Origin of the sequence: Endozoicomonas sp. ALB091 (assembly GCF_049310265.1) — a bacterium.
Classification (GTDB): domain Bacteria; phylum Pseudomonadota; class Gammaproteobacteria; order Pseudomonadales; family Endozoicomonadaceae; genus Endozoicomonas.
Window position 1 is genome coordinate 1,008,975 of record NZ_JBLYNQ010000006.1, and the last position, 23,679, is coordinate 1,032,653.

24 protein-coding genes, 4 tRNA genes and 1 riboswitch are annotated in these 23,679 nt (G+C 48.7%); of the genes, 6 read left to right on the top strand and 22 right to left on the bottom strand.

Annotated elements, in window-relative coordinates; all coding sequences use genetic code 11:
* Window positions 1-28: 28 nt before the first annotated feature.
* The 8 genes from rpoB to ACO6UX_RS11405 form a co-directional block, all read right to left on the bottom strand.
* Window positions 29-4,105, bottom strand: coding sequence for a DNA-directed RNA polymerase subunit beta (gene rpoB / locus ACO6UX_RS11370; protein WP_422447616.1), 4,077 nt, complete (start codon window positions 4,103-4,105; stop codon window positions 29-31).
* An 801-nt stretch (window positions 4,106-4,906) separates the two neighbouring features.
* A complete protein-coding gene (gene rplL, locus ACO6UX_RS11375; RefSeq protein WP_101748386.1) occupies window positions 4,907-5,281 on the bottom strand; it encodes a 50S ribosomal protein L7/L12 in 375 nt (124 codons plus the stop codon).
* Window positions 5,282-5,374: 93 nt separating this feature from the next.
* Window positions 5,375-5,905, bottom strand: a complete 531-nt coding sequence (gene rplJ, locus ACO6UX_RS11380; protein WP_101748379.1) for a 50S ribosomal protein L10 — start codon at window positions 5,903-5,905, stop codon at window positions 5,375-5,377.
* Between the two features lie 306 nt (window positions 5,906-6,211).
* A complete protein-coding gene (gene rplA / locus ACO6UX_RS11385; protein WP_422447618.1) occupies window positions 6,212-6,907 on the bottom strand; it encodes a 50S ribosomal protein L1 in 696 nt (231 codons plus the stop codon).
* Window positions 6,907-7,341 carry a 50S ribosomal protein L11 gene (rplK, locus tag ACO6UX_RS11390; protein WP_020581778.1) on the bottom strand — a complete coding sequence of 145 codons (435 nt, stop codon included), beginning with the start codon at window positions 7,339-7,341 and terminating at the stop codon, window positions 6,907-6,909. Before rplK ends, rplA begins: the two co-directional genes overlap by 1 nt.
* A gap of 285 nt (window positions 7,342-7,626) precedes the next feature.
* Complete coding sequence (gene nusG, locus ACO6UX_RS11395) at window positions 7,627-8,160, bottom strand: transcription termination/antitermination protein NusG (protein WP_422447621.1); 534 nt, start codon at window positions 8,158-8,160, stop codon at window positions 7,627-7,629.
* Window positions 8,161-8,172: 12 nt separating this feature from the next.
* Complete coding sequence (gene secE, locus ACO6UX_RS11400; protein WP_257284943.1) at window positions 8,173-8,541, bottom strand: preprotein translocase subunit SecE; 369 nt, start codon at window positions 8,539-8,541, stop codon at window positions 8,173-8,175.
* A gap of 89 nt (window positions 8,542-8,630) precedes the next feature.
* A tRNA-Trp gene (locus tag ACO6UX_RS11405) sits at window positions 8,631-8,706 on the bottom strand.
* A gap of 43 nt (window positions 8,707-8,749) precedes the next feature.
* Here ACO6UX_RS11405 and ACO6UX_RS11410 point away from each other — a divergent pair.
* The 3 genes from ACO6UX_RS11410 to ACO6UX_RS11420 all read left to right on the top strand — a co-directional run bounded on the left by ACO6UX_RS11410 (window position 8,750) and on the right by ACO6UX_RS11420 (window position 10,412).
* The gene (locus tag ACO6UX_RS11410; protein WP_422447623.1) at window positions 8,750-9,187 is read left to right on the top strand and encodes a hypothetical protein; all 438 of its coding nucleotides are present in this window, start codon (window positions 8,750-8,752) and stop codon (window positions 9,185-9,187) included.
* Window positions 9,171-9,425: a hypothetical protein gene (locus ACO6UX_RS11415; protein WP_422447625.1), complete on the top strand. Its 255-nt coding sequence runs from the start codon at window positions 9,171-9,173 to the stop codon at window positions 9,423-9,425. Before ACO6UX_RS11410 ends, ACO6UX_RS11415 begins: the two co-directional genes overlap by 17 nt.
* Window positions 9,426-10,037: 612 nt before the next feature.
* Window positions 10,038-10,412, top strand: coding sequence for a hypothetical protein (locus tag ACO6UX_RS11420; RefSeq protein WP_422447627.1), 375 nt, complete (start codon window positions 10,038-10,040; stop codon window positions 10,410-10,412).
* Here ACO6UX_RS11420 and ACO6UX_RS11425 read toward each other — a convergent pair.
* The gene (locus ACO6UX_RS11425) at window positions 10,405-10,701 is read right to left on the bottom strand and encodes a hypothetical protein (protein ID WP_422447629.1); all 297 of its coding nucleotides are present in this window, start codon (window positions 10,699-10,701) and stop codon (window positions 10,405-10,407) included. The genes ACO6UX_RS11420 and ACO6UX_RS11425 overlap by 8 nt on opposite strands.
* Window positions 10,702-10,791: 90 nt before the next feature.
* The gene (locus ACO6UX_RS11430) at window positions 10,792-12,681 is read right to left on the bottom strand and encodes a serpin family protein (RefSeq protein WP_422447631.1); all 1,890 of its coding nucleotides are present in this window, start codon (window positions 12,679-12,681) and stop codon (window positions 10,792-10,794) included.
* Window positions 12,682-13,047: 366 nt separating this feature from the next.
* Here ACO6UX_RS11430 and ACO6UX_RS11435 point away from each other — a divergent pair, with 366 nt between their 5' ends.
* Window positions 13,048-13,620 (top strand): Uma2 family endonuclease, encoded by a 573-nt coding sequence (locus tag ACO6UX_RS11435; protein WP_422447633.1) that lies wholly within the window; start codon window positions 13,048-13,050, stop codon window positions 13,618-13,620.
* 328 nt (window positions 13,621-13,948) lie between these two features.
* On the opposite strand, the gene ACO6UX_RS11440 is transcribed toward ACO6UX_RS11435, so the two are convergent.
* The 3 genes from ACO6UX_RS11440 to ACO6UX_RS11450 all read right to left on the bottom strand — a co-directional run bounded on the left by ACO6UX_RS11440 (window position 13,949) and on the right by ACO6UX_RS11450 (window position 15,458).
* Window positions 13,949-14,743 carry a CPBP family intramembrane glutamic endopeptidase gene (locus ACO6UX_RS11440; protein WP_422447635.1) on the bottom strand — a complete coding sequence of 265 codons (795 nt, stop codon included), beginning with the start codon at window positions 14,741-14,743 and terminating at the stop codon, window positions 13,949-13,951.
* A gap of 92 nt (window positions 14,744-14,835) precedes the next feature.
* The gene (locus ACO6UX_RS11445) at window positions 14,836-15,231 is read right to left on the bottom strand and encodes a type II toxin-antitoxin system VapC family toxin (RefSeq protein WP_422447637.1); all 396 of its coding nucleotides are present in this window, start codon (window positions 15,229-15,231) and stop codon (window positions 14,836-14,838) included.
* Complete coding sequence (locus ACO6UX_RS11450) at window positions 15,228-15,458, bottom strand: type II toxin-antitoxin system Phd/YefM family antitoxin (RefSeq protein ID WP_422447639.1); 231 nt, start codon at window positions 15,456-15,458, stop codon at window positions 15,228-15,230. Before ACO6UX_RS11450 ends, ACO6UX_RS11445 begins: the two co-directional genes overlap by 4 nt.
* Window positions 15,459-15,509: 51 nt before the next feature.
* Here ACO6UX_RS11450 and ACO6UX_RS11455 point away from each other — a divergent pair, with 51 nt between their 5' ends.
* Window positions 15,510-15,650: a hypothetical protein gene (locus tag ACO6UX_RS11455; RefSeq protein WP_422447641.1), complete on the top strand. Its 141-nt coding sequence runs from the start codon at window positions 15,510-15,512 to the stop codon at window positions 15,648-15,650.
* A 77-nt stretch (window positions 15,651-15,727) separates the two neighbouring features.
* On the opposite strand, the gene ACO6UX_RS11460 is transcribed toward ACO6UX_RS11455, so the two are convergent.
* The 6 genes from ACO6UX_RS11460 to birA all read right to left on the bottom strand — a co-directional run bounded on the left by ACO6UX_RS11460 (window position 15,728) and on the right by birA (window position 18,762).
* Window positions 15,728-15,803, bottom strand: a tRNA-Thr gene (locus ACO6UX_RS11460).
* Between the two features lie 34 nt (window positions 15,804-15,837).
* A tRNA-Gly gene (locus ACO6UX_RS11465) sits at window positions 15,838-15,911 on the bottom strand.
* Window positions 15,912-16,032: 121 nt separating this feature from the next.
* Window positions 16,033-16,116: transfer RNA gene (locus ACO6UX_RS11470), tRNA-Tyr, on the bottom strand.
* 159 nt (window positions 16,117-16,275) lie between these two features.
* On the bottom strand, window positions 16,276-16,998 hold the full coding sequence (locus tag ACO6UX_RS11475) for an SPOR domain-containing protein (protein WP_422447643.1): 723 nt from the start codon (window positions 16,996-16,998) through the stop codon (window positions 16,276-16,278).
* Window position 16,999: 1 nt separating this feature from the next.
* Window positions 17,000-17,767 (bottom strand): type III pantothenate kinase, encoded by a 768-nt coding sequence (locus tag ACO6UX_RS11480; protein ID WP_422447645.1) that lies wholly within the window; start codon window positions 17,765-17,767, stop codon window positions 17,000-17,002.
* Window positions 17,764-18,762: a bifunctional biotin--[acetyl-CoA-carboxylase] ligase/biotin operon repressor BirA gene (gene birA / locus ACO6UX_RS11485; RefSeq protein ID WP_422447647.1), complete on the bottom strand. Its 999-nt coding sequence runs from the start codon at window positions 18,760-18,762 to the stop codon at window positions 17,764-17,766. The genes ACO6UX_RS11480 and birA overlap by 4 nt, the downstream gene beginning before the upstream one ends.
* Window positions 18,763-18,909: 147 nt before the next feature.
* Between birA and ACO6UX_RS11490 the strand changes: the two genes are divergently transcribed.
* Entirely contained in the window at window positions 18,910-19,980 is a 1,071-nt protein-coding gene (locus ACO6UX_RS11490) for a pyridoxal phosphate-dependent aminotransferase (protein WP_422447649.1), read from the top strand.
* Here the strand turns inward: ACO6UX_RS11490 and thiC are convergent.
* From thiC to ACO6UX_RS11505, 3 genes are all read right to left on the bottom strand, one after another.
* Window positions 19,947-21,770, bottom strand: a complete 1,824-nt coding sequence (gene thiC / locus ACO6UX_RS11495; protein ID WP_422447651.1) for a phosphomethylpyrimidine synthase ThiC — start codon at window positions 21,768-21,770, stop codon at window positions 19,947-19,949. The genes ACO6UX_RS11490 and thiC overlap by 34 nt on opposite strands.
* Before the next feature lie 194 nt (window positions 21,771-21,964).
* Window positions 21,965-22,080: riboswitch (TPP riboswitch) on the bottom strand.
* 40 nt (window positions 22,081-22,120) lie between these two features.
* Window positions 22,121-22,795, bottom strand: coding sequence for a phosphohydrolase (locus ACO6UX_RS11500; protein WP_422447653.1), 675 nt, complete (start codon window positions 22,793-22,795; stop codon window positions 22,121-22,123).
* A gap of 96 nt (window positions 22,796-22,891) precedes the next feature.
* Window positions 22,892-23,392, bottom strand: a complete 501-nt coding sequence (locus ACO6UX_RS11505; RefSeq protein WP_422447655.1) for a GNAT family N-acetyltransferase — start codon at window positions 23,390-23,392, stop codon at window positions 22,892-22,894.
* Window positions 23,393-23,679 lie beyond the last annotated feature (287 nt).

Consider the following 23,679-nt stretch of genomic DNA (forward strand, 5'->3'; position numbering starts at 1 on the left):
GAGAGCAGGCACCCTGGCCACACGTTCGTTATTCGGTTTCCAGTTCGATGTCGATGCCCAGTGAGCGGATTTCCTTCAACAGTACGTTGAAGGATTCCGGCATACCGGCTTCCATTCTGTGGTCGCCATCCACGATGTTTTTGTACATCTTGGTACGGCCGGTGACGTCATCGGACTTCACAGTCAGCATTTCCTGCAGAGTGTAGGCAGCACCGTAAGCTTCCAGTGCCCAGACCTCCATCTCCCCGAAACGCTGGCCACCGAATTGTGCCTTACCACCCAGAGGCTGCTGGGTAACCAGAGAGTAAGAACCAGTAGAACGAGCGTGCATCTTGTCGTCTACCAAGTGGTTCAGCTTGAGCATGTACATGTAGCCAACGGTGACCGGACGCTCAAAGGATTCGCCGGTACGACCGTCAAACAGCTTGACCTGGCCACTGTCGTTCATGTCCGCCAGGCGCAGCAGGCGCTTGATCTCGGTCTCTTTGGCACCGTCAAATACCGCCGTTGCCATCGGGACACCGCCACGCAGGTTGCGGGCCAGTTCCAGCACTTCGGTATCGCTGAAGGAGTCAACTTCCACCGGGCTGGAACCAGGAATACCGTTGTAAACCTCGTCCAGGAACTTGCGCAGTTCCGCCATGCTCTGCTGAGCTTCCAGCATGCGGTTGATCTTGACGCCAAGGCCCTTGGCCGCAGCACCCAGGTGAGTCTCCAGCACCTGACCAACGTTCATTCGCGATGGTACACCCAGAGGGTTCAGTACGATATCAACCGGATTACCCTCTTCATCGTGCGGCATGTCTTCTACCGGCATGATGACGGAGATAACACCCTTGTTACCGTGACGACCCGCCATCTTGTCACCAGGCTGGATACGACGCTTGATGGCCAGGTAGACCTTGACAATCTTCAGTACGCCAGGGGCCATGTCATCGCCAGTCTGGAGCTTCTTCTTCTTGTCTTCGAAGCGCTCATCCAGCTGGGCACGACGCTCTTTCAGCTGTTCTCTGGACAGATCCAGCATCTCATTGAGTGCTTCGTCTTCCATGGACAGTTTGAACCACTGCTCGTGTTCCAGGCCATCCAGATAGCCGTCGCTGATCCGGTCACCCTTGCCAAGACCCGGTGCGCGAACCGCAGGCTGATCACGCAGGGCACCACGCAGACGGGCGAAGGTGTCATGCTCAACCACACGGAACTCTTCATTCAGGTCCTTGCGGTATTCATCCAGTTGCGCCTTTTCAATAGAAAGTGCACGGGAGTCCTTCTCTACGCCATCACGGGTAAAGACCTGAACGTCAATAACGGTACCCTTGACACTGGTCGGTACACGCAGAGAGGTATCCTTAACATCGGATGCCTTCTCACCGAAGATGGCACGCAGCAGTTTTTCTTCCGGCGTCAGCTGGGTTTCACCTTTTGGCGTCACCTTACCCACCAGAATGTCACCCGCGCCTACTTCTGCACCCACATAAACGATACCGGCTTCATCCAGCTTGTTCAGGGCAGACTCACCAACGTTGGGAATATCGCCAGTGATCTCTTCGGCACCCAGCTTGGTGTCACGGGCCACACAGGTCAGTTCCTGGATGTGGATGGTGGTAAAGCGGTCTTCCTGAACAACACGCTCAGAGATGAGGATGGAGTCCTCAAAGTTGTAACCGTTCCAGGGCATGAACGCGACGCGCATGTTCTGACCCAGCGCCAGTTCACCCATGTCCACCGACGGACCGTCCGCCATGATGTCGCCACGGGCAATCTGATCGCCCGCCTTCACCAGGGAACGCTGGTTAATACAGGTATTCTGGTTAGAACGGGTGTATTTGGTCAGGTTGTAGATATCAACACCGGCCTCACCTGGCTGCACTTCATCATCGTTCACACGCACCACGATACGGGCTGCGTCAACGGTATCGATCACACCGCCACGACGGGCAACCACACAGACACCGGAGTCGGAAGCCACGTTACGCTCCATACCGGTACCCACCAGAGGCTTCTCTGCTCTCAGGGTTGGTACGGCCTGACGTTGCATGTTCGATCCCATCAAGGCACGGTTAGCGTCGTCGTGCTCAAGGAATGGAATCAGAGAGGCTGCAACCGACACCATCTGCTTGGTGGATACGTCCATGTACTGGACTTTATCCGGGCTCATCAGGGTGGCTTCACCACGGTAACGGACAACAACCAGCTCTTCCGTCAGTTGTCGTTTTTTGTCCATGGCCGCAGAAGCCTGGGCGATAACGTATTCACCTTCTTCGATAGCAGACAGGTAATCCACGTCATCAGTGACCTGGCCATCAACAACGCGACGATATGGCGCTTCCAGGAAGCCATAGTCGTTGGTACGGGCATAGGTAGCCAGCGAGTTGATCAGACCGATGTTTGGACCTTCAGGCGTCTCGATGGGGCATACACGACCGTAGTGAGTCGCGTGTACGTCACGCACCTCGAAGCCGGCACGCTCACGGGTCAGACCGCCCGGGCCCAACGCAGATACACGACGCTTGTGAGTAATCTCGGACAGCGGGTTGTTCTGGTCCATAAACTGGGACAGCTGGCTGGAACCGAAGAATTCCTTGATTGCCGCCGCTACCGGTTTGGCGTTGATCAGATCCTGAGGCATCAGGCCTTCGGACTCCGCCAGGCTCAGACGTTCCTTAACGGCACGCTCAACACGTACCAGACCGACACGGAACTGGTTCTCAGCCATTTCGCCCACGGAACGTACACGACGGTTACCCAGGTGATCGATATCGTCACAGATCCCTTTACCGTTGCGGATATCAACGAGGATGCGCAGGACATCAATAATGTCGGAGTTATCCAGAACACCGGAACCGGTATCTTCATCACGTCCCAGACGACGGTTGAACTTCATTCGACCGACGGCAGACAGATCATAACGCTCGGTGGAGAAGAACAGGTTCTGGAACAGGGCTTCAGCAGCATCCTGCGTTGGCGGCTCGCCAGGACGCATCATGCGGTAGATTTCAACGAGCGCTTCCAGACGGTTGGTGGTGGTATCTGCACGCAGGGTGTCAGACATGAACGGACCACACTCCAGCTCATTGATGTACAGCGTTTCTACGGTTTTGATACCGGCAGACAGCAGTTTTTCATAAACGTCAGGGGTGATCTCAGTGTTGCACTCAACAATGATTTCACCAGTAGATTTGTGAATAACAGTCTTCGCCAGAACACGGCCATAGATATAATCTACCGGCGCTTCCAGGTTCTTGATGTTGGCTTTTTGCAGGTCACGGAGGTGTCGTGCAGTGACACGACGGCCCTGCTCTACAACAACGTTACCGTCGTTATCGTAGATATCAAAGCTGGCTGCCTCGCCTCTCAGACGATCGGCAACAAACTCGGTGCTGACATTTTCAGCGCCAATGTTGAATTCAACAAAATCAAAGAAATTATCAAGAATTTCTTCATTGGAAAGCCCGATGGCTCTCAGCAGAATGGTGGCAGGCAGCTTACGACGACGGTCGATACGGACATACAGCAGATCCTTTGGATCAAACTCAAAGTCCAGCCATGAACCACGGTAAGGAATAACACGGGCAGAATACAGCAGCTTACCGGAGGAGTGTGTCTTACCCCGGTCATTATCAAAGAATACGCCCGGAGAGCGATGCAGCTGGGATACGATAACACGCTCTGTACCATTGATAACAAAGGTACCGTTATCGGTCATGAGCGGAATTTCGCCCATGTACACTTCCTGCTCTTTGATATCCTTGATTGCCTTGTTAGCGGAGTCTTTATCGTAGATAATCAGGCGCACCTTGACCCGTAGAGGTACTGCGTAAGTGACACCCCTGAGCTGGCATTCCTTGACATCAAACGCAGGAGCACCCAGTCTGTAGCTAACATATTCAAGGGCGGCATTGCCGGAATAGCTTACGATTGGAAAGACGGATTTGAAGGCTGCGTGCAGCCCGATATCTTCTCTGGCTGCCGGTTCTTTATCTGACTGCAACAGCTTGTGATATGAATCAAGCTGAATCGCCAGCAGATACGGCACATTCATGACACTCGGCAGCTTGCCGAAGTCCTTGCGGATGCGTTTTTTCTCTGTATACGAGTATGCCATCAGCGTTCCCCAGCTTGGTTACCTGTTTTTGACTTCAGGCGGCGTCGCCTGGCCATAGTAGGTTATTTCGAGAGCGGGTGGCTCCCTGTCAAAACCAATAAATTTTCAACTTTTATGGTCATCTACTGACCTGTATCACAGACACCCCTGAGGTGTTGCAGATACTCTTAATGCCGTTACAGACACTGTGCATCGTTGTAGACGCTTCATGTCGTGATAGACATCAACCGTTGTATGAGCTTTAGCGCCTGAACAGAAAGCAACCTGATACTATTATTCAGATTTACTACCCTGCTTTCACGGCAATACCGCTTACATCGCGCAAGGCAACGGAAGCGGTATTCAAATCTGCCCAATGGATTATTGGGCAGCTTATATAATGTCAGGCTGGGCAAAACGGTCAGGTCATGAATTCTCTACAGCAATCTACCATCATCTCACAGCTTGATCTGAAGTGGTACTGCAATTACTGGAAAACCCCTGTATTTAAACGTTTTACACCATCACAAAAAGCCTTCTCCAGATTGATCAGTTTCTGTGACGACTTTTCCAGGTCCATATCTCTGCCACAACGATCTGCCAAAACAGCAATACCCCGATCAACATCACGAAGATTCCCGTTCAGCCACAAAGACTGAAAAGAATGGGAAGTTTCATGATATAGAACAGGATCTACGTGCAAATACAGTTACTCAGACGATATAGCTCATACAACGGAAAAAAGGCCGGCACCCTCGCAGGCACCAGCCACCTGAATCTATTATGCAACAGACCCGGGATTATGCAATGCTTTTGTAGAAATTACTTGATTTCTACTTTAGCACCAGCTTCTTCCAGCTGCTTCTTCAGCTCTTCAGCTTCTTCTTTAGAAGCGCCTTCTTTCAGAGGAGCTGGAGCGCCGTCTACAACAGCCTTGGCTTCTTTCAGACCCAGACCAGTAGCAGCACGTACTACCTTGATGACGTTAACTTTCTTCTCGCCAGCGTCAGCCAGGATTACGTCGAACTCAGTTTTTTCTTCAGCAGCGGCAGCAGCTTCAGCAGGAGCAGCAGCAACAGCAACAGCAGCAGCAGCAGAAACGCCGAACTTTTCTTCCATAGCGGAAACCAGTTCAACAACGTCCATTACAGACATTTCAGCGATTGCATTCAGGATATCTTCTTTGGACAGAGCCATCTCTATATCTCCAAAAATCTTGGTTGGGGCAAACAAACAGTCAACCCCGGAATTTGTTTAAGCAAAAAAGCAAGAAAACCAATCCGGCAAGGATTAAGCGGCTTTCTTCTTCTCGTCGGCAACAGCTGCCACAACACGGGTAATGCTTGCAGGAATCTCGTTCAGAGTTCTTGCCAGCTTGGTTACCGGTGCGATCATTACGCTCATCAGCATTGCGCGAGCCTGATCCAGAGTAGGCATCTTGGCCAGAACATCGATCTGTTCTGCACCCAGCAACTGTCCGGAAATAGACAGGGCTTTGATGTCCAGCTCTTTGTTCTCTTTGGCAAAATCCTTCATCAGACGCGCAGCGGCACCCGGATCTTCCATAGAGAAAGCAAGCACAGTAGGGCCTACCAGAACTTCCTGCAGGCACTGAAGCTCAGTACCTTCTACAGCGCGCTTGGCCAGGGTGTTACGAACTACCTTCAGGTAGACGCCACCTTCACGAGCCTGCTTACGCAGAGCAGTCATTTGACTAACAGTAAGACCACGGTAGTCCGCGATTACAGCCGACAGAGCGCTTTGTGCAGCCTCGCTGACTTCGGCCACAATAGCCTTCTTGTCTTCGAGTCCTAACGCCATGGGCTTTACTCCAAATTTATGAAGTTTCACTTATGATTTATCCAAGATAAATCATTAAGCGCTTACAATACGGTGATGGGTGTATATCGTTTTGGATAAAACGCATACTCACCGTCTACGCAGGACATTAAGCCCTCCACCTATAACCCTTTCCGAAGAAAGGCCCCTGACTGAACAGGCACGGCATTGGACACCTGCGATCTTTGACGACCCCCGCCACGAAAGCAGGGACCCCAAAGAGGGTTGCGGCTGGCTTGCACCAGCCAGAAATCTGACAATCCAGATTTCAGTCATTCTTTCTATCGCTTACGCAGACAGAGAAGACATGTCGATAGTCAGACCCGGACCCATGGTAGAGGACAGGGTAACTTTCTTCATGTAAACGCCTTTGCTGGAAGAAGGCTTCAGCTTCTTCAGATCAACCAGCAGAGCTTCAACGTTCTGCTTCAGGGCAGCCGCTTCGAAGTCGATCTTACCAACGCCAGCGTGGATGATACCGTTCTTGTCAGTACGGAAACGAACCTGACCAGCCTTAGCGTTCTTAACCGCTTCAGCAACGTTAGGTGTTACAGTACCAACCTTAGGGTTAGGCATCAGGCCGCGTGGACCGAGAATCTGACCCAGCTGACCAACAACGCGCATCGCATCAGGAGAGGCGATCACTACGTCGAAGTCCATCTGACCCGCTTTAACCTGCTCAGCCAGGTCTTCCATACCAACCACTTCAGCACCTGCTTCTTTAGCGGCTTCAGCGTTAGCACCCTGGGTGAACACAGCAACACGGACGTCTTTACCGGTACCGTTAGGCAGTACGGTAGAACCACGAACTACCTGGTCAGATTTACGAGGATCCACACCCAGGTTGACAGAAACTTCGATCGTTTCCTTGAACTTGACGCTGGAGATCTCTTTCAGCAGACTGGCGGCTTCTTCAAAGCCGTAAGACTTGGTAGAGTCGATCTTTTCAGCAATCAGCTTGGCACGCTTTGACATCTTAGCCATTACTCAACACCCTCCACGATCAGACCCATGGAACGAGCTGAACCAGCAATGGTACGTACCGCTGCGTCTTCGTCAGCAGCAGTCAGATCAGGCTCTTTGATCTTGGCAACTTCAAGCAGTTGCTCGCGAGTCACAGTACCGACTTTCTCGGTATTTGGACGGCCAGAACCCTTCTTCAGCTTCAGAGTTTTCATCAGCAGAACAGAAGCAGGCGGAGTCTTGGTTTCGAAAGTGAAACTGCGATCGCTGTATACAGTAATAACAACAGGAATCGGCATGCCAGCATCCATTTTCTGGGTGCTTGCGTTGAACGCCTTACAGAATTCCATGATGTTAACACCGTGCTGACCCAGGGCAGGACCAACAGGTGGGGATGGGTTCGCCTGTCCAGCAGGCACTTGAAGCTTAATATAAGCTTGTACTTTCTTGGCCATTGTTAACCTCTACGTGGGTCACTGCCTCATTTGACGCTCTATCCCGGGCTCCTTAACAAGAAATCCCGAAAAAACATCAAATTCCACGGCTACCCGTCTACAAAGCGCGGTAGTTTACAGAAATCATCCCGAAAGCACCAGCGCAAAAACACGTAAGATAATTGCAATTTACACAATTATCGTTTTCAGCCCGAATAATAAGGGAGGATGCAAGCCCAACCCCCAAAAACACAAAACCCCGCGGCCTGAACTGGCAAACGGGGTTATGGGATCAATTTGATCAGCTTACACTTTTTCAACCTGGCCAAACTCAAGCTCGACCGGCGTTGAGCGACCAAAGATCATTACCGCCACCTGGAGACGACTCTTCTCGTAGTTAACACCTTCCACCACACCGTTAAAGTCGGCAAAAGGACCTTCAATAACACGAACCATCTCACCCGGCTCAAACAGAGTCTTGGGCCTTGGAGCCTCAGCACCTTCGTGCACACGACGAAGAATCGCATCCGCTTCTTTTTCAGTGATCGGCGCAGGCTTGTCGGCCGTACCACCGATAAAGCCCATCACCCGTGGCGTATCTTTAATCAGATGCCACGAGTCTTCGTTCATTTCCATCTGGACTAACACATAGCCCGGAAAGAATTTTCTTTCGCTCTTGCGCTTCTGGCCGTTTTTAATCTCTACCACTTCCTCGGTAGGCACCAGAATTTCGCCAAAATACTCTTCCATAGCAAGACGCTTGATACGCTCATTCAAAGAGCGCAACACCTGCTTCTCGTATCCAGAGTAGGCATGAACCACATACCATCGTTTCGCCATGTCCTGCCCCTATCAAATCAGGCTGCTGATCATCCAGCCTAGCAGAGAATCGAGCCCCCACAAAATAAGGCCCATCACTAACACGACGGCAACCACCACCAGAGTAGTTTGCACCGTCTCCTGACGAGTAGGCCAGACAACCTTGCGAATCTCGGTTTTGGCATCCTTCAGCAACGTCCAGAAGGCACCACCCTTTATCGTCTGCAGAGCAACAAACCCGGCAACCGCCGCAATCACCAGCAAACCGACAACCCTGAGAAGGAGCGACTCAGCAGAGAAGTAATAATTACCGTAAACACCAACAGCGACCAGAACCGCCACAAGGCCCCATTTGAGACCATCCAGACGACCCGAAGTCGCAATTTCAGAATTTCCACTCATCAGCTTGATTTTCTCTATCCAGGCTTTCTTGAAAAGATCTTTAAAAAGACCTCTGAGAACAAGCACCCCAGGAGCTTGATCATTGGAAATGGCAGGCCAGGAGGGAATCGAACCCCCAACCCCCGGTTTTGGAGACCGGTGCTCTACCAATTGAACTACTGGCCTAAATCGCTATCACTCTGGATTGCAGTGCCGGTGAATTATAATCATGATTAACCGACCTGAAAAGCCTTTCGACTTATCGAGCACAAAAACCAATCAGTACCCGAGAAAAGAGACACGCATCTCTCAAAAACAAAACATTTCAACAAACACCCGAAAGGGAAGAAAAGATAAAAACCCCTTTCGTTTCAGTATCTTATCACATCAGCCGGTCTTTTCAAGCCCCTTCAACCTTCCCACTCATGCCGCCTGTGGACACACACAAACCATGCAACCACAAAATAAACGACAAATCACCAGTGACAAGCTCAAGGGCCTCGAACCGCCGCATATAAAACAGCAATCGAAAGAAAAAAGCAAGAATAGAGGAAAGAAAAGTTGGCAGTGGACAGATAAAGAAAAAGCGAAAGCAACTTTATTTTCTGCCCACCGCCAACTTTTATTGCGTCTTGACGTTGATAGATTGGTTGGGAAATGTAGATGAACAGAGTCTTTACCTGAGTGTATTGATACTGGGAGAGATTGAAAAGGGGTCAAAAAAAATCAAGATCCTGCCCGGCGTAGAGAAATTACGCAACTGGCTGGAATTTGACCTGAAAGACAGATTCAGGCATCGAATCCTGCCAGTGGACATAAGTTCGGCCCTTAAATGGGGCTCAATTCAAACCGAAGCCGAACAGGCACCCCCCCCAATACCGGCTATTGATGGATTAATGCAGTGACGGGTTTAGTCCATAATTGCACCGTGATTGCCCGTAATGTCGATGATATGCGACAGAGTCAGGCTGAGCTGTTTACCCGTGGGATGAATCCTCTTGTTGATGATTAGTAAGTGCCCCTGATTTTCTGGCAATCTGCTCAAAGCTCACTTGTAATAGATGATGGCAGTAATAACCAGCTCGACTTAAGACTTTGTATGACACGAAAACCCGGTCATGTTTAAATAAATTAAAAAGCCGACATCAGGGAGCAATTTTTTCCAGCTTCGCTTTTATTATTTATTACCGACATTTTCCCTAAAATACTCCGGCTATCGCAAGGAATTATAAACATTCTTGAGCGATCAGGAACCCTCGTCCGGCAGGGTGGGGACGTCACAAAGAGTATTTAAGTACTAAAGTTTCAATTTAAGTGATTTTTTATATCGGAACTACAGTAACATTCAGTTGTCCAAAGATTACCAATTCTGTATTTCCCTGCGGATGGTAAAAAATGAAAGCCTCTATAGGTCAAGTTGTCCGACTAAAAACTGATGGTCCAGATAGGGTCATCCAGAGTGTTACATTTGGCCTGAAAAATTATTACTACTGTTAGTCGATTTTTTTGCTATGACAATGGATATTCAAGTTTATTATGGGGGTCAGCATGCTATTTCCGGACTTACCAAGCTGATTAATGAAAATATTTCTAATGAAAATCAAGCCGTTTATGAAGAGGTCAAGTTAGGGACTAGCCTGTTACTTTTAGGCCTCCTTCCAAATGAGGAGCAATGGCTTAGAACTCTTGATAAGAGGCTTGTATGCATAGTGCCCGGTATAATGTCACTGCTTGGTGCAGGTATAACCGTATATCTATCCCCTGATTGTGATACTTCATATATTACAAAAGGTTTTTTTGATGGCGCAAAGGACGGCTTGATTTATTACTCGGCTTCATCTTGCATCATGAATAAAATAAACACGGTAGCAATCGAAACAATTTTCAAATAAGTACATCGTTAAATATATTTTTTATTATGGTAAGTGTAACACTATCCCTTTCTCCAACAGGTGTTCCCTTGAACTTTAAATAATGTAAATAAAATTCAGAATCATCTCCAAACTTAGTAATCAAATGACCATCAGGAAAAGAGCACTTGGACCAAATTGATTGCCTGGAACCACCATCCCCTGAACTAACCTCTTCATACTTTAAAATATATTTTTCTCCCATATCATCTGAAACTATGTACTGTTCTTTAGCTGGGGGTAAGTTTGTAGATAAACCGGAATTATACATTAAATCTCTCCACTAACTCATATAAGTGATCGACCGGTATAGACAATATCCGTGTCATCAGTCTATTCAGTTATTGCCAAACGGGTTGAACTATTCCGGTGTTTTTGGGTAGTCAGGGAATAGCTTATTTAGCAGGATATCTCTTGACTTAAACATTGCGTCTACATAGATTCTGGGTTTGTAACCAGAATTGGAAAAGTCATGAACACCTCCACAATATTGATATTCTTTTCCAATAATTTCAATTAATTTTTCTTTAATTTTTTCTGCTTCTTCCAGGTCGTTAACCATAATATCGATACCGATATCATTCCATATGACTTCTTTGATAGGAATATCGTTGAGTTTTTCTTGTAAGGCCATTAGTAATTGACTCTCTTTTTCTTCTTTTCTCAGCTTGTCAAAATACTGTGACTGCTCAACCTTTGGTGGTAAAAAGTAATTTTTTGGAAGCTCTTTATTGGTTTTAACAGGCTGTAGAGATGTCTCTGTAATATTTCCAACCAAATTTGGGACAGTTACAAAAGACTGCGTGGATGGGGAAGGATCTTTCTTAACTGGGTTTTTATTTTTCGCCACTGCCAGGTCTTTTAAATGTTTTATCAACTTTGGTTTCAACGCTTCAGATCCTTTGAAGCACATACCATGAAATTCCTCTCCACACCTAATGCAGTAATCGGTAAATTTCTTTCTTTTCTTTTTATGAGAAAAGCTATTCGAGCTGGCACCATCAGAAATTTCTGCTTCACCCGAAGCAACCAGAAAATCACCATTTTTAACCGCTGCTGCAAGCACACGATTGCCTTGCTTATCGACAATAAAAACCAGCCCGGGGCTATCAAAATCAAATTCAATAGCATTGCTCTCGGAGCCCACGGACCTGGTGGTTATTGCTGTCGTAGTAGCAACTGAAACACGGGCACCTTCCTCATCTATTTTGGCCACGATTGTTTGTTTTGTACTGAGAGAGTCAGGTGTCGGTCCGCCTAATTTCTTTAATTTGTCCGGCGTTATTTTTATACCCCGGAAAGAACCAATCTGATCCAACAGATCGCTGTTCGTACTGTTTATTTTCATTACGGGGAACGTCAGTTTAACTTCTCTGGGTGTGCGGTTAATTGATTTGTCAATCAGATAATCAATGGTCTCTTTAGTAATACTGCCAATGGCATCAGGTGAATCTTGACGCGGTGCTATCGCCACCAGGTAAAGCTCATTCTCTCCTTGCCTGAATGGTTTGGCAATGGCTTCAAATTTTCGGCTACGCTCATCAGAGTAACCTATCTGATCCTTTATACTCATCATTTTGACGTTAATTGTGGACCCGCCTGCACACCTGAATGGACGAGACTTAGTGTTACTTGCATTAAACGCATGAGCCCATTTTGCCTTGAGTGACACGACATTGTTTATGGTGGTGTCAATCGAATCCCGAAGGGGATGATTTGCCAGCAATCCAGGAATTTCACCCCCGGTAACTTGTTCGACGTATTGATCCGTCACATCAGCTATGTTTTTATTGCCATCAGAGGTTAGCAGCTCTGCTTTATAGTGCTCAGAGAGGTTATCAACAAAACCCTTTTCGTGGCCCGGATTATATACGGATGCCATGAAGTTCAATATAGAAAGCATCTGGTCCTTTCGGAAAGGATGCTTTCTGCTGAAACGCCCCAGTTCATTATGGATCGCCGAATCAAGCTGTGGTGTCAGTTCTCCTTGAGGTATGTCGAGGATCATTTCCTTATCGTTGTTATCCATGGTTGCCAGTAACATACCCAGTGACGCGGCCAGGCTTGAATCGGACAAAGCAGTGCTGGACTGACCTGCAGGTTTTAATATTTCAAATGCCAGATCACGAATACATGCGCTAACTATCTTTTTAGCTCGATCCTGATGTTCTTGCTGATTACAGGTTGTTGTTTCAATCGATGCACGTGTAGGAACAGTTGGTATTGGGGGTAAGCCGACTGAGTTGAACATTTTGCTACTCCTGATTCTGTTAATGTTAATAACATCCGCAAGGCAAGTATTTTTTATCAGTTCGCTATTGAGGTCTCCTTCCACCACTGAGAAGATTCCATCTTTATTTACTCCAATGGCGCTAAAATCTACAGCGCTAACAAGACTAGTTTAATCACTTATCCGACGATTGCTCGGCATCCTGATGTTTGTCGTGAGCAATAAGTCGTCGGCAATTACCAACTATTCGTGCTCTGGCTTCAGGTCATGGGCCGCCGAAACTCAACTCTACCTCCTTTTCTGCCCACTTTCTTTTTCTGAAAACTGCCAACTACTCCCTGATGTGTATTATTCTGTAAGGATCATAAACAGAACGGGAAGAAGCGAATGGCTCAGGCCGAGCAGTTACAATTTATGACACCGGAAGCCTATCTGGCGTTTGAACAGCAGGCAGACCAGCGGCATGAGTACGTTAACGGGCTGATCATCGCCATGGCGGGTGCCAGCCGCAGGCACAATCTGCTTACCCTGGCGTTTGCCTCCCTGCTGCGTGCTCACCTGCAGGGCAGCCCCTGCAGAGCTTACTCCAGTGATATGAAAGTGAATGCCAGCCATAAAGGGAATGATGTTTTTTATTATCCGGATGTGATGGTGGCCTGTAACGATTCTGACCAGAACGCCTATGTTGAAGATCAGCCAACCGTGATTGCCGAAGTGCTATCCCCCACCACCGAGGCAAGAGACCGGATGGAAAAGCTTGCAGCCTACACCGCCATCAAGGGGTTGAAGGAGTATGTACTGATCCATCAGGATAAGATTGCCGTGGATCTCTACCAGAGTACCGACAGCGGCTGGGAGATCATCCGCCTGAAGCAGGAGACCGATACCTTGCAGCTTCATTCCATCGGGTTTTCAGTTACGCTTCGGGAGCTTTATGAGGATGTGGTGGGGGTTCTTTAAGTGATAGTCATCAGTGGGCAGATAAAGACCACTGATCCGCTTTTAATTTTTTTCAGCCATCATCACTTCAGTTGCTTTTATTAATCGGTTGCATAAAGACACTCAACAGCAGGTTGTCGATGAAACTGTTGATTTTATTGCTCATGAGTCGTCCGGTAATGGCACGCATTTACCCATCACGCGCAAACAAACAAAAAACAAGGATAACATACAGCCCGTAGTTGAGCCCTCCTATGCTACTTTGACCGAATTACCCCCTCCGAACTTCTGTCGTCAAGCTGAAGAAATATTAACACTCCATGGCGAAACCATCTCATTGCATGATTTATTATTTTCCAATATACGACGCTGGGGCTTTCATGGAGTTGACACCTGCCAGATTGGATCGCTTGATCACTCTGCCACTTCTTAGTTTTAGACAGTTTTCAGATTTAATTGAATTGCTATTGTTTTTGGTTTGTTTTACAGCATGCTTACGATTATTTAATTTTACCTTCATTTGTTTTAATCTTGTTTCGTTTCTATTCAAGGTTAGTTTCATTTGTTCTAATCTATCTTCGTTTTCTGTAAAACAGTGAAGTTTAATCACACTGAGATTGTGAGCTGTATGGGCAATAGCTGCTGATAATAATCCATGGTTTTTATATATATTGTTATATTTAAAACCTGCTATAGCTTCAATAAATATATGGGTGAAAGATGGTTTTGCAGTGCAAAGATGTGCAATTCCAAATAGAAAAGCACTAATGATCTCCGGGATATACCCTACACCAAAAGGTAGGTTTGATTTTATAAGTTGTGGGCAAATAACCCTGAATAATGCCTCTTCAATGAAGGCATTTTTGAATATTTCCTTTGTAGACAATTTTTCTATAAAACCTTCTTCATAGGGGTTAAAATCTGTTCGTCCTGTTAACTTTTTCTCCACCATTAATAAAGGCCTTGCTAATAATAACTGCACAGGGGTGTATGTTAGCCTCATACCCGTCCCCAAGAAAATTTTTTTAACTTGATCTTGTAATACTTCTATGGATCGATTGCCAGCAAAAGCTTTAATGGATGAATTTACCGCTGGTGCCAATGAAGATATAAAAGGCGATAAATTTGACGATATAACGCCCATAAATAACCACCCTATGCGTTTAGATCAGGAGGTTAGACCATTAAAAATAGTTTTTCCTCAATTCGGGTTAAAACTATTGACGGTAGTAGGTCTTACCAAACGCTTGTCACCAACGGGCTCTCTCTCAAATTACGATCTGCAGTAACAAGTGTTGCACCGAGATGAATCGCGGTGGCGGCAATCAAACGGTCCGCCGGATCATTATTAATACTGCTGTCCAGGTTCACGGAGAGCTCTGCAATGATTGGGTTAATAGGGATAACGTCGATTGCTCTTGCCTGTAATGCCAATTGGCAAAAACTCTCGGCGCTCAATTCCAGTTGCAGCCGTCTACGTTTTATCAGCATGGCTACTTCCCAGAGGGTGATATCGCAAATCATCAGCTGGCCTTTGCGATCACCCTGTTGGATGATTTGCTTTGCCTGTTTGCTGAGTTTGTCGTGTTGCAGGGCATCCCAGATAAAGGCACAGGTATCCAATAAAATCATTGCCGGTTTTCCCAGGGTTCATCCAATGGATCGATAATATCGTTGGCAATGGCATTTTTACCCACTTCCTTCAGGGTTTTTCTTGAATACTTCTTTAACGCATCGGGGGCGCAGATGGTCGCCAGTGTTTGACCATTAGAAGTCACGATAAAGGGTTGGCCTTGTTGGGCTTTTTTCAGGTAATCAAGCAGGTTAGCTCTCAGTTCGCTGATATTGACCTGTTCCACTCTTTATTCCTTGTACAAAATCTTTGTACTTCTCAAGCTAGTTCAACCGGAGTGCTTCTGCAAGAGGCAGTGGGCAGTGGGCAGTGGGCAGTGGGCAGTGGGCAGTGGGCAGTGGGCAGTGGGCAGTGGGCAGTGGGCAGTGGGCAGTGGGCAGTGGGCAGTGGGCAGTGGGCAGTGGGCAGTGGGCAGTGAACGCTTTTTCTGCCAACTGGCTACTGTCAACTGCCAACTTGTAATACTTGGCTCGCAAGCGAATTACATAGGTTATATGGAGCTCTTAACCGGAATTGAACCGGTGACCTCATCCTTACCAAGGATGCGCTCTACCGACTGAGCTATAAGAGCATGAATCTCAAAAAAGAACGAAAGAGATGCAATCTGGAGCGGGTAGCGGGAATCGAACCCGCATCATCAGCTTGGAAGGCTGAGGTTCTACCATTGAACTATACCCGCACAAACAAACCTTATTTATGCAGAAGCTTCAATACATCCAACAAAGAATACAAGAGAAGCCAGCAGTCTCCAAGCATCAAGAATCAGTTTTTCGATTTACTTAACACAAGGAAGTGAAATCTGGTGGTGGGGGCTGGATTCGAACCAGCGAAGCTTTCGCGTCAGATTTACAGTCTGATCCCTTTGGCCACTCGGGAACCCCACCAGATGCTGCGCTATTTTATTCAGGAAGTTTTCTTTGTCAACCCGGCTTTTCCTCTTCAGCAACCATGTTAATTGGTCACCTCCGTTTGTCGTCCTGGCTAACTGTCTCCCTGAGCAGCGAGGCGTATACTAGAGAAACTCTTGGTCCGTTGCAATGCTTTTACATCACTTTTTTCAGTGCATCATTCTTCTTGCAGGCCGTTCTTAAGGTTTTCAATTCAGGAAACTGGTCAGTAGCCTCATCCCAGAATGACGTACTCAGCTTTTCTTCTACTGCGGCATCCATCTCAAGCCACCATTGCTCAGGAACTCTGGGCAGGGACTTGATCGCGACCTCATAGCCCGCATCCATTAAGCGACGACTTACGGCTTTTGCAAATTCACTGCGGGAAAAAAGCCCCAACGAGATCCCATTGGTCAGTTCGCCCTGGGTAATCACAAAGCTGTCGATTCTCTGGGCCTGAAGTTCCCTTAACAGCCGTATTGCCGCATCCCTGCTGGCCAGTGGCGGTATATGAACCCAGTAATCCTGCTGCTGACTGCTTTCGTCTGCACGCTCTTTGCTGCTAACACCTACGGCAAACAGGCGCTGCTGCAACTCATCCACCTCGATCACATTGGCCAAAGGCCCGACGATCAGACATTCCTGGACGGTATCACCGGAATACAGCGAGGTTTCCAACGTTGGCTGAACTTCAGTCTCATTTCGCAGAGACTGAAGATAATCTTCCGTCTCAGTCAACAGAACCAGTCGCTCACCTGCGGCTTCGGTATAGGCACTATCACTCTCAGGCAGCCAGTAACCCACCCTGGACTCCTGCCATGAGCCCCAGGCAAAGTAACTGATATTGGCAAACACAAGAAAAATTACTGTCAAACGCATTTTATATAACGGAGTTACTCCCCTCCTGTTCGAAAGCAAGCGCCAGACCATCCATCACCAGCGCGGGATGATGGTAACACTCACCCAGATACGGCTGAATCAAGGTAGCGTCACCTCCGGTGAGATAAACCGGGCAGTCTTTGCCGCAAGCCGTTTTATACTGCGCCTGTTGTGTATTAATCATGGCTACGGCCATGGCCAGAATACCGTTGTTAATGCACCCGGCAGTGCTTGTTCCGGGCATTATCGTTGATGCTTCTGCTGCTACCATGGGAAGTTGTGCTGTCCTGGTGTGCAGCATGCTCTTCATCAGGCCGACACCCGGTACAATATAGCCGCCCAGGTGGTTCCCGCCGTCACTCAACAAGTCAATGGTAATGGCAGTACCACAGCTCACCACCATTTTTTTGCAGGGCTCTTTATTCTCTGCCCTGTCCAGATGATGGGCCGCCAGCATAGCCAGCCAGCGATCAACGCCCAGACCAGGATAGGCAGCTTTCACGCCCCGGCACTGCTCTTTAACCTCGGCCTTTAACAGGGATACATTAAAGTGCTGATTAACCGCAGTACTCAACTGCGCAAAACGCTCATCACCGGAGACGATGGCCGCCCTGGCCGAATCGACCGGCCCAATTTGATCCAGCAGCTTTGGCAATTCGTGTTGCCAGTCTTCGCTGTTGGCAAGAAAGCCATGGGAAGTGATGTGGCCGCTATTCAGTAGCCGCCATTTTAATCGGCTATTGCCTGCATCCAGTTCCAGAATTCTCATGATGACTTGCTCTTTGTGGGTGACGCGGCCTTTAATGAAACCTCACCGCCATTGAAAGTCATCATACCTTCACGGGTCTGCAATAACAGTCCACCATGACCATTCACCCCGGAAGCTACGCCAGACAACGTTTTACCGGAAGCGTCCAGGACAACCTCCTGCCCGGCAAAAGCATCATAGCGCTCCCACTGGTCTTTGAAATGGCTGAAGCCCTGATGACTGAAAATATCCAGGGTACGGCACAACTCGTTGATCAACTCACTGGCTACCTGATTTCGGCTCACTGTGGTACCACACACCCGCTGCATATCCACTGCGGGCTGGCTGATACTGTTGATCTGTTGCTGGCTCAGGGCAATATTGACGCCAATACCGATGATCACCTCGCAGTCTCCGGTGGGGTCTCCGTGCACTTCCAGCAGGATGCCACTCAGCTTGCGAAAACCGTCGGGGGAGTTCCACAGCAGATCATTAGGCCACTTCAGTTTGAGATCACCGCCACCGCTGCGTTCAAGCGCTTTCAGTACAGCCAGACCGACCGCCAGGCTCAGCCCTTCCAGGGATGCCATACCAGCACTGTAAAACCAACGTACAGACATGCTGATGGTCGAACCAAAGGGGTTATCCCAGGCTCTGCCCCGCCGACCACGGCCGCTGGTCTGATATTCTGCCAGACACACCCCTTTTATTAACGGGCTGGCAACAGGAATCTCTCTGACCAGATCATTGGTGGATGCTGTTTTCAAACAGGTGTGGACCGCCACCGACTCTCTGGCGGATGGGGCCAGGGCATTGAGAATACGTTCACTATCCAGCAACTCAACTCCCGGGTGCAGCCGGTACCCCCGGCCTTTGACTGAATCAATTTGCAGGCCGAGCGTTTCCAGCATTTTCAGTTTTTTCCAGATCGCAGCGCGACTGATCCCCAGCGCCCTGCCCAGCGCTTCACCGGAGTGGAAACCGCCATCAGCCAGAAGTTCTAATACCTTTTCCATTTATAGGAAATCCACATACCTGTCAGGAAACTGAATATTATATCAGGCCAGAGCATTAAGCGGACCCAATGCCTGATAGCTTCTCCCGGGAACTCTGCTCTATACTGCACTTTCTCCAACAAAACAGATGGATCAGGGAAACCGCCGATGAGCATTTTCAAGTCCCACATCACCCGGATGAGCGCCTATTCTCCGCCACTTGAAGGCAGAAACCCTCATCACAATCTGCTGTTGGACTTTAATGAGAGAACGCTGCCCGTCAGTGAGCATGTCAAACAGGCACTGATTGACTATATCAATGATGATCGTCTGCAGGTGTACCCATCCTATGGCGACCTGACCCGGAAAATCGCTGACTATGCAGGCGTCGATGAACCCCAGGTCATGATCACTAATGGTTCTGACCAGGGCATTGATATTATTATCCGTGCGGCCTGTACAGAAGGTGATGACATCATCATCCCCGGCCCAACCTTCGCGATGTACCACCAGTGCGCCAATATTGAAAAGCTGAACATTATTGAGCCTGACTATACGCGGGAAACCGGCTTTCCGGTTAACGCAGTATTGGACGCCATCACCGCAAAAACCCGGCTGATTGTCATCGCCAACCCGAACAACCCCAGCGGCACGCAAATCCAGCGTGAAGATATTCTGACCATTGCCAGGTCCGCACCCAATACCGCCCTGCTGGTTGATGAATGCTACTTTGAATACTCTCAGGCCACCGTGGCGGATGCGGTTATGGCATACCCGAATATTCTGGTCACACGCACCTTCTCTAAAACCTGGGGCCTGCCTTCCATTCGCCTGGGCTATGTGATCAGCCACCCTGACAACATCCGGGCGCTGCTGAATATCCGTGGCCCTTATGATGTTAACCAGTTTGCTGCCGTGGCCATCAATGCCGCCCTGGACCATCCGGAGTATACCCGTCAGTACGTCAGGGAAGTTATGGAGTCATCCAAGCCCTTGTTTGAGCATTTCCTTGATCAACAGGCCATTCCCTATTGGCCCAGTGCGGCCAATTTCATCTGGGCATTTCCGGATAATCCTGAGGTCATTGAGCTGCACCTGCGCAGCCATGGCATCCTTGTTCGCCCAAAGTCTGACCAGACTGGGCGAAAGGGTCTGAGAATAACACTGGGTGATATTGCCCAGACCCGGCAGCTGATCGAGAGGATTCAGGAGGGGCTTTCCATTGCCGGAGCCGCTTGACTGGCTAAGGGCGCTTTACTGGCTAAGGGCTCTTTATTGGCTGAAGGCTCTTCCAACTCCCGCACATCATGCGTCATGCGCATTGGGCAGAAGTTTGGTCCGCACATGGAACAGAAACCCGCATCCTTGGCGCTGTCCTGAGGGAGGGTTTCGTCGTGGTAGGCTTTTGCGGTATCCGGATCCAGGGCCAGGTTAAACTGGTCCTCCCAGCGGAACTCAAAACGGGCACGGGACAGCGCATCATCCCTTAGTTGTGCCCCCGGATGACCTTTGGCGACATCTGCCGCATGGGCAGCAATTTTGTAGGCGATCAATCCCTGTTTCACATCCTCACGATTGGGCAGGCCAAGGTGCTCTTTTGGTGTCACATAACAGAGCATTGCACAACCAAACCAGCCAATCATCGCTGCACCGATCCCGGAAGTAATATGGTCATAGCCGGGGGCGATATCCGTCGTCAGTGGACCCAGCGTGTAAAAGGGTGCCTCGTGGCAATACTCCAGCTGTTTATCCATATTTTCCTGAATCAGGTGCATCGGTATATGCCCGGGGCCTTCAATCATCACCTGCACATCATGTGCCCAGGCTTTCTTTGTCAGTTCACCCAACGTTTTCAGTTCGGCAAACTGTGCCGCATCGTTGGCATCAGCCACCGATCCCGGGCGCAGCCCATCCCCTAATGAAAGCGTAATGTCGTATGCCTTGCATATCTCGCAGATCTCATCAAAGTGTTCATAGAGGAAGTTTTCGCTGTCATGCATTTCACACCACTGCCCGAGAATCCCACCGCCCCTGGAAACAATACCGGTCACCCGATCAGTGGTCAGTTTCACATGGTCTCTCAGCGTTCCGGCATGAATGGTGAAATAATCTACCCCCTGCTCTGCCTGCTCAATCAAGGTGTCCTTCATCACCTCCCAATTAAGATCCGCTACCTTGCCGTTTACTTTCTCCAGTGTTTGATAAATAGGCACGGTGCCAATCGGTACCGGTGAGTTTCTGATAATCCACTCCCGGGTTTCATGGATATGTTTACCGGTGGAAAGATCCATCACCGTATCGGCCCCCCAGCGGGTTGCCCAGAGCAGTTTTTCAACTTCTTCCTCTATGGTAGACGTCACCGGTGAATTACCAATATTGGCATTAACCTTCACCAGAAAGTTACGGCCGATAATCATTGGCTCTGCTTCGGGATGGTTAATATTCGCGGGTATCACCGCACGACCGGATGCCACCTCCTGACGAACAAATTCGGGGGTTATCTTTGCTTCAGGCCTTCCCATGTTTTCCCTGATGGCGATATATTCCATCTCCGGTGTGATTATTCCCTGCCTGGCATAATGGAGCTGAGTCACATTTCTTCCAGACAGGGCACATCTGACGGGGGCAGATGACTGAAAGCGCACCGGCTCAACCTGAATATCCTGTTTTCGTCGCAATGCATAGGTTGAAGACTGGGCACTCAACTCTTCTGAGTCTTCTCGTGCCCGTATCCATTCTGAACGGATAGGCGGCAGGCCCTTAAGCAGATCCAGGCAGTATTCCGGATCAGTATAAGGACCGGATGTGTCGTACACCCGAACGGCAGATTCAGTGGATAACTTACTGTACTCTCCGTGTCTCTGCCCAATGGTTATTTCCCGCAGGCCCACACGAATATCATGGCGGCTGCCGGGAAGGTAAATTTTCCGTGAAGCAGGAAATGAACGACAGGCTTCTACCAGAAGTGACTGACTGTCAGCAATTGGAGCACGCATCTGAATACCCTGAAGTTGAGAGTTACCGACCATGAATATCCCTTATCTATTGTTATTGGTATGGCTTGCCGGTGTCTCAGGCCAGAGAAAAGGAATAGACGGTTTTTGCTAGCTTGACTCGTCAAGGTTAGCAAGAAGCTGCTTGATTTAAAGCAAAACAATGCTTTGAGATATTAAAGGCATGATTGGCCAAAAGCGTGATCAGCCATCCACCAGATAGCAACCCGGTACTCTCTTCTCTTGTTCCCTTCGCAGGTATTACCCTGAGCAGGTTCAACGAATTTGCTGCACATATATCCGATAAAATGCAGCGATCTCAGCTTTCGCACTCCGACAAGATGGGAAGATTATAAAGGCACCCTCACTGAAAAAGTAGTACCGGGTCAGGAATAATCCCCTTCCAGCTCTTTAAGCAACTTGCCCATATATTCCCTGAGGTAATCCGAATTCCGCTCTGCCATTCTGCGTCCGGCGGACGTCTGCATGGTGTCAGACAGCTTCAGCAACTTCACCTGGAAATGATCCAGCGCGTATTCACGATCATCAAGGGCCCGGTGCTCAGCCAGTGGGTCTTCGGGGTCGAACATTTTTCGCCGCAGCAGGCCCGATGTATAAAAAACCCGGGCCAGCCCGATAGCTCCCAGAGCCTCCATCCGATCAGCATCCTGAACCACTTTGGCTTCAATGGTTTCGGGCGCAATGCCCGCAGAATAGCTGTGACTGGCCACCGAGTGACAGACGTTATCAATCAACTCAGCAGGAAACCCCATATCCTCAAGGCAGGTTCTGGTCTTTATGGCAGCCAGCGAAGAGGCCCTGGACCTCTCAGGATGATCTTTTGGCAACACCACAATATCGTGAAAGTAGCAGGCAGCGAGAACCACCAGTGGATTCACAGACACCTGCTCCAGATCCATGATCTGCTGCGCCGTTTTCCAGACCCGCTGAAAATGGGAAAAGTCATGGGAGTGGTCATCATGGTCGTGGTGCATGGATTGTAGCCAGACGATAATTTTCTGCTCCCAGGTACTCAGGGTGTCGCTGCTGCTATTGCTCATGAGTTCAAAAAGACTGTAAGTGGAGGGATAAATTTAAATGAATGAAATTATTTAAAGTGATTGTACTGTGGCTGCGGAATATTTTCAGCGCATGATTTATATCGGTGACTGTATGCGGTAACGGGCAACCGTACAGGTACTCCACCCCTCAAAGCGATCAAGTGTCATCCCCAGTTGTTGCATAACGCCCTGGGCAAACTCATTAGTGGGGGTTGTATAAGAAATAATCTCTTCCATACCCAGCTGGTTAAAGCCGAATTGAGTCACTGCCTCAACAGCTTCCAGCACCAGCCCCTGTCCGCGGTAAGCGGGTAAAAAGCGCCAGCTCATCTCAATATGCTTGCCATAGGGAGAAAAGCCACAATAGCCAATTAGCTGGTTATTCTCTTTGAATACCACCGCCCAGCGCGACCACCCCCATTTATCCAGTTCCGCCTGGTAGCGCCACAACTCGGTTTCTGCAAGGCTTGCGGGCTCTGTGGCCATGGCATCTGAGGCACCGGGAGGTGTTTCGCCCAGTAAGGCGGAGTACGCATCGATATCCTGTAACTGCCAGGTACGAAGTATCAGACGGGGCGTATCAGTAACAATCAGCACGGTAAAATAGTCTCCAGAAACTTTGCTCCAACAAAATAATTACTCCGCCATTTGGACAGTTAGATGATCTGAAAGTTCTCATTAATCAGATGACCCGATGAATACAACTGACTGATTTATTGATACTAATATCAAGAAAAACAACTGCCTTCGTCAGACCAGAGAATGCCAATAGATCATCAGGCAAAACCTGAACCCAGACCACCTGATGATCAGGCAAAAGCGAAGAGAGCCTGAAACTGCAACCTTTTACGAGCAGATGTTGATTTCACAGGCTGTGCAACTTC

Coding starts and splice junctions, on each gene's coding strand:
- rpoB (WP_422447616.1), bottom strand. CDS start 4,105: ATGGCATACTCGTATACAGAGAAAAAACGCATCCGCAAGGACTTCGGC.
- rplL (WP_101748386.1), bottom strand. CDS start 5,281: ATGGCTCTGTCCAAAGAAGATATCCTGAATGCAATCGCTGAAATGTCT.
- rplJ (WP_101748379.1), bottom strand. CDS start 5,905: ATGGCGTTAGGACTCGAAGACAAGAAGGCTATTGTGGCCGAAGTCAGC.
- rplA (WP_422447618.1), bottom strand. CDS start 6,907: ATGGCTAAGATGTCAAAGCGTGCCAAGCTGATTGCTGAAAAGATCGAC.
- rplK (WP_020581778.1), bottom strand. CDS start 7,341: ATGGCCAAGAAAGTACAAGCTTATATTAAGCTTCAAGTGCCTGCTGGA.
- nusG (WP_422447621.1), bottom strand. CDS start 8,160: ATGGCGAAACGATGGTATGTGGTTCATGCCTACTCTGGATACGAGAAG.
- secE (WP_257284943.1), bottom strand. CDS start 8,541: ATGAGTGGAAATTCTGAAATTGCGACTTCGGGTCGTCTGGATGGTCTC.
- ACO6UX_RS11410 (WP_422447623.1), top strand. CDS start 8,750: ATGATTAACCGACCTGAAAAGCCTTTCGACTTATCGAGCACAAAAACC.
- ACO6UX_RS11420 (WP_422447627.1), top strand. CDS start 10,038: ATGGATATTCAAGTTTATTATGGGGGTCAGCATGCTATTTCCGGACTT.
- ACO6UX_RS11425 (WP_422447629.1), bottom strand. CDS start 10,701: ATGTATAATTCCGGTTTATCTACAAACTTACCCCCAGCTAAAGAACAG.
- ACO6UX_RS11430 (WP_422447631.1), bottom strand. CDS start 12,681: ATGTTCAACTCAGTCGGCTTACCCCCAATACCAACTGTTCCTACACGT.
- ACO6UX_RS11435 (WP_422447633.1), top strand. CDS start 13,048: ATGGCTCAGGCCGAGCAGTTACAATTTATGACACCGGAAGCCTATCTG.
- ACO6UX_RS11440 (WP_422447635.1), bottom strand. CDS start 14,743: ATGGGCGTTATATCGTCAAATTTATCGCCTTTTATATCTTCATTGGCA.
- ACO6UX_RS11445 (WP_422447637.1), bottom strand. CDS start 15,231: ATGATTTTATTGGATACCTGTGCCTTTATCTGGGATGCCCTGCAACAC.
- ACO6UX_RS11475 (WP_422447643.1), bottom strand. CDS start 16,998: ATGCGTTTGACAGTAATTTTTCTTGTGTTTGCCAATATCAGTTACTTT.
- ACO6UX_RS11480 (WP_422447645.1), bottom strand. CDS start 17,767: ATGAGAATTCTGGAACTGGATGCAGGCAATAGCCGATTAAAATGGCGG.
- birA (WP_422447647.1), bottom strand. CDS start 18,762: ATGGAAAAGGTATTAGAACTTCTGGCTGATGGCGGTTTCCACTCCGGT.
- ACO6UX_RS11490 (WP_422447649.1), top strand. CDS start 18,910: ATGAGCATTTTCAAGTCCCACATCACCCGGATGAGCGCCTATTCTCCG.
- thiC (WP_422447651.1), bottom strand. CDS start 21,770: ATGGTCGGTAACTCTCAACTTCAGGGTATTCAGATGCGTGCTCCAATT.
- ACO6UX_RS11500 (WP_422447653.1), bottom strand. CDS start 22,795: ATGAGCAATAGCAGCAGCGACACCCTGAGTACCTGGGAGCAGAAAATT.